The organism is Mangrovibacterium sp., assembly GCF_059905295.1.
On record NZ_JBZQJF010000296.1, the window covers coordinates 1 to 2,189 of the forward strand.

3 protein-coding genes are annotated in these 2,189 nt (G+C 42.7%); all 3 read right to left on the reverse strand.

Annotated features, from left to right (window positions below; translation table 11 throughout):
- A partial coding sequence (locus AC37HE_RS14965; protein ID WP_500783662.1) for a sensor histidine kinase N-terminal domain-containing protein occupies positions 1-431 on the reverse strand: 431 nt, incomplete at its 3' end.
- Positions 428-1,102: a response regulator transcription factor gene (locus AC37HE_RS14970; RefSeq protein WP_500783663.1), complete on the reverse strand. Its 675-nt coding sequence runs from the start codon at positions 1,100-1,102 to the stop codon at positions 428-430. The genes AC37HE_RS14965 and AC37HE_RS14970, both read right to left, overlap by 4 nt.
- An 18-nt stretch (positions 1,103-1,120) precedes the next feature.
- Positions 1,121-1,594: a DUF2231 domain-containing protein gene (locus AC37HE_RS14975; RefSeq protein ID WP_500783664.1), complete on the reverse strand. Its 474-nt coding sequence runs from the start codon at positions 1,592-1,594 to the stop codon at positions 1,121-1,123.
- Between the last annotated feature and the right edge of the window lie 595 nt (positions 1,595-2,189).

Below are 2,189 nucleotides of genomic sequence, written 5' to 3' on the forward strand. Positions count from 1 at the left end.
CCGGCTTTTCGATTATTTTCGTCTTTCAAAACAACCTGAAGTTGCCGAACTCCGCTGCCGGAAAGCTTCGAATCAAAAAAGGATTTTTGTTCCTCATTCTTCAGAATTGACAGTTCACTTTGTCGCAGATTGGCTGAACGCTTTAGAACTTGTCCTGTAGTATCTGTTACCTGAATGAAAGTTGGATTAACTTCGATTTGAGCATGCTCAGGTTCATTCCACTCGCCCTTGTTGGCAAAAATCAGTTGATTGTCCAGAATGACGATGCTGTTGGATATTTCCTGGTATTCTGCTTCCAGATCGTTGTCCAGATGCTGATACACCGTTCGAAAAACGACCAGGTAAATCGACGAAAAAATAAGAATAATGAGGATTGCCGTTGTTGCCATAAAGTTGAGTGCAATCCGTTTGCTAAAGCTATGTGTTTTCATTCATTACTAATAATGTAACCAACTCCCCGAATTGTGCGAATCAGGCGTTTGTCTTTATCGTCATCCAGTTTCTTTCGAAGGGCATTGATATACACATCAATTACCGAGGTGTCGTAATCGAAATGAATATCCCAAACATGCTCAATGATGCTTGTCCGGGAGCATACCTTTCCAATATTGCGCATCAGGAATTCCAGTAACGAGAATTCTTTCTGGGTCAATACAACCTCTGTGTTGGCAATAAAAACCTGATGTTTATTGAGATCCATGACCACATCTTCATGGAGGAGCTGATTGCTCTCTTCGTTTTTACTGCGTAGTTGTACCCTGATCCTTGCCAGTAACTCTTCAAAAGAAAACGGTTTCCGGATATAGTCGTTTGCCCCCATTTCCAAGGCAAAAACAGTATCCTGAACCGTATCGCGGGCTGTTAAAAAGATAATAGGCACCTGTGACTTGTTCTTTCGAACCTGACGACAAATTTCGATCCCACTTACCCCCGGAAGCATCCAATCGACCAATAGTAAATCATATTCACCATCGTTAACCAGGGCCATCTCTAGTCCCGTAGTTCCATCGGCAGCTCCATCAACAGCAAAGCCTTCTTCTTTCAGTCCTTCTTTGATAAATGAAAGGATTCCGGGTTCATCTTCAATAACTAGTATTCGCATATGTTGTAGTCATCAGTATCATTGTTCCAATGAGGAACCAAAATTGAAACCAAGGTTAAGCTCAACGCCGGCAGCATGTTCGTAAACCAGTTTTCCACCGTAATAGCCTGTCCGTGCAATTGCTCCAACACTTAAAAAGAACAAGATTAATGCAGCAATCTTAAAGGCTCCGGTATATTTCTTCCATAAAATCAGTGCAATACGAATGATCGCTGTTGCAGAAATTAACCATACTGCGAGATCGGCGGCCCCTTCGTGTTGTTCAATGGCTTGTTTCAGCAGTCCTTGTTCTGCAATACCACTCCCTGCTTGTTCGCCGCTTAGCAGTGCCGCAATGGTTCCTAATGCTCCTAAAATTAGTAAATATAAACCAGCTTTTTCCCAAAAATCCTGTTTCAGAAATAAACTGACTAAGTCCGTTATGAAGCCAACGATAAGGAGGGCAATAGGAAAGTGGACAATCATAGGGTGAAGATGTGTTAAGTCAATCATGATATTCTTTTTTAATGTTTTATAAGGCAAATAAACAGTTGTGATCCTTAATGAGATCTTTGCCAATTCTTAAAATTGCCTTAAAATATGCCGTGCAGTACCCTTTGCGAAATTCAGTGACTTGCTGTAGGCCAATAGTATCATGTGGTTGCTAGGGGAGGAGGAGCTTTGCGATATGCCCGGGGATCCGATCTTGTTAAGAGATCCGATCCCTAAAACACTTCACTTGCTGGCGTGCTTGTATAGCGTGCCCTTTCATGTAATTGTCGTTACAAACGCCAGACAACTTGACTCGTCGTTACCGCTGCGCTTATACAGGTAGGGGACTAAATGCCGGAGGCATTGAATTTGGGTAGAAACAGCCAGCCATCACTAATTTTGTCCCGTACGGGACAAGACTGCCCATCCTAATTACTGACTACCCAAATAAAGTCCCGCTGGGACATAAAACAACTCCCCCCGCTGGTGCGCTTTTGTAAAGCGCCATGGTAATTTCTCAACAGCAAGCTTTACAGGCAGTCCAAACTTCTGTTTCAGTCTGTCAATGAGCTATGCTTATTAGAGCTTTCTTAAAAATCTTCCCTGTCTGCTTGCC